The organism is Pseudoalteromonas sp. SR45-5, from assembly GCF_014163565.1.
In the GTDB taxonomy this organism is placed as follows: Bacteria; Pseudomonadota; Gammaproteobacteria; order Enterobacterales; family Alteromonadaceae; genus Pseudoalteromonas; species Pseudoalteromonas distincta.
Window position 1 is genome coordinate 1 of record NZ_JACJDN010000703.1, and the last position, 1936, is coordinate 1936.

Here is a 1936-nt window from a genome sequence, read left to right on the forward strand (position 1 = left end):
GGATTGCCGTTTAAAGTAATAATCCCTTTAACTTCAGAGCACATGTGTACGTCATATTTTTTTATTAAACCAAACATAGTGGTTCTAGTCCCCACCTAAAAATACCTTAGAAATAAACTCTACCGAAATATACTAAAGTATTGGCTTTCGATTTTTAAGAATTGCTTGACTGACACCTTTTACTTCAAACTGTTTAAGTAACGCAGCTATGCCATATTGTTTTTCGGCATCTATTTCTTTTTGGTAAAGCGGAAATAATCTATAAATGTTAACAGGATTATTGTTATAGCTAATTTTATCTTCTAGTAATAAAGCAATGCCTTGATATGGCGTGCATTCAACTTCTCGGGTAATAATAATGACCCGTTGAGTTGGGTCTATTTCTACTTGGTTTATAACTTCTAACCAATCAAACAACCACGGGTATGACTGAGTAAGCACTTCTTCTGCCGTATCAAAACCTTGCTTTGTTACTTCAAACATTATTTCAGCATCTTTATTGATGTTTTCAGAAAAAACAGCAAACTTGCCCTTTGCTTGTTTTGAATACAAAATACATGGTGTCTCTTTACTTTGCACATCAATCAATGCGCCATAATGAGCACTTAACTATCTTTAAACGTTTCTGTTATTGCTGATACATAATTAAGTTCGTTTAAATCGTCTTCGATATTTTTATAACCAACGCCACGACCATAACGAATAAGCTCTTCTTTACTTTCGTTATTTGCGCCGTTTTCTATCAGTAGCTTTAATAGTTCTTTACTTTTGCTATATACGGCACATGATAAGGGAGAGCTTGTACTATTATGATTAACATTTGCTCCCAAGCCTACAAGCTTTTCTGTTGGAGTTAATTTACCGCTAATTAATGCAGAGCTTAGAGGTGTCCTCCCAAAGTCATCAACACATTCTTTATCAACTAAGCCAGCTAACATTGAAATTACATCTGGAGATTCAAATTTAGCTGCTTTATGTAGCCAGTTCCGATTCGATAAAAAACTATGGCTTATCAATTCAGGGTGCTTTTTTAAAAAAAATTGTAACGATTCAACATCGTTTTCAGCGATAAATTTAGAAGCTTCTCTAATTAATTCTTTGCTCATGTGTATACTTTTCCTCTTATATGTTGGGAAGCGAGCTCGCCCATTTCTTTAAGTGCTTCAATAACAGCTTCTGGAGTACCGTACTCATCCTCTGCTTCTTCTAAATGTTCATATACTAGCTTGGCCATTTCTTCGGTATGTAACCCTTCAATATTAGGTGCCCATACTAGATTTTCTTTACCTTTAAGCCAATCAATATTATGTTTCTCTAAAATAGCTTTACTCTTAAGCACCCACTCTTTTTGCTTCCCACTACCTTCTTTAAATACAATGTGGTGAGCATGAGCATTTTGATAAACCATATCAAAGTTACCCTTTGCCGATGTAGAACTATCGATGTAAAACTATCTAAGCTAGTTGGGTGAATACGAGCATAACCAGGGTATTGTATTTTAATCGCTGCATCTGCTGCCTTTTCACCAATTTGGGCTGACTCATTGTTAATCTTTGGTATTTGGTCGTTATAACGTTTTGCTTCTTCTGGTGAAACTTTTGCCTTGTGTTTATCTCGCTCATCCATTTCTGTATTACGAGTATCCACATGTTTGGAATCGACATAGTTTAGCAACCCTATGACATCTCAATATGAATACTTTTTAATTTTATCAATACGTTATTGACAAAAACCTTTAGTACAGACAATTTAGGATATTTGGCTAGCTTATTTGAAGCGAACAAGACGGGGCACTGTAATTTTAAGCGTACTTCTTTTTAGAAATATGATTTTTAAGCAAAATGTGTCAAGAGTAATTTAACACCTTATGTTTATAAAGATATCTAGATTGTTAAATTACTAGTACAGTAAATGATGCTCATAAATAGTGTGTTTT

The 1936-nt window shown here is 34.3% G+C and carries 3 protein-coding genes; all 3 read right to left on the reverse strand.

Going from position 1 to position 1936, the window contains the following annotated elements; translation table 11 throughout:
* Positions 1-132: 132 nt before the first annotated feature.
* From H5072_RS18200 to H5072_RS18210, 3 genes are read right to left on the reverse strand one after another with little or no spacing between them, the layout of a single operon-like run.
* Positions 133-579, reverse strand: coding sequence for a suppressor of fused domain protein (locus H5072_RS18200; RefSeq protein ID WP_182694353.1), 447 nt, complete (start codon positions 577-579; stop codon positions 133-135).
* Positions 580-605: 26 nt separating this feature from the next.
* On the reverse strand, positions 606-1106 hold the full coding sequence (locus tag H5072_RS18205) for an ankyrin repeat domain-containing protein (protein ID WP_182694354.1): 501 nt from the start codon (positions 1104-1106) through the stop codon (positions 606-608).
* The gene (locus tag H5072_RS18210; protein WP_182694355.1) at positions 1103-1408 is read right to left on the reverse strand and encodes an AHH domain-containing protein; all 306 of its coding nucleotides are present in this window, start codon (positions 1406-1408) and stop codon (positions 1103-1105) included. Before H5072_RS18210 ends, H5072_RS18205 begins: the two co-directional genes overlap by 4 nt.
* Positions 1409-1936: the final 528 nt, after the last annotated feature.

Coding starts and splice junctions, on each gene's coding strand:
- H5072_RS18205 (WP_182694354.1), bottom strand. CDS start 1,106: ATGAGCAAAGAATTAATTAGAGAAGCTTCTAAATTTATCGCTGAAAAC.
- H5072_RS18210 (WP_182694355.1), bottom strand. CDS start 1,408: ATGGTTTATCAAAATGCTCATGCTCACCACATTGTATTTAAAGAAGGT.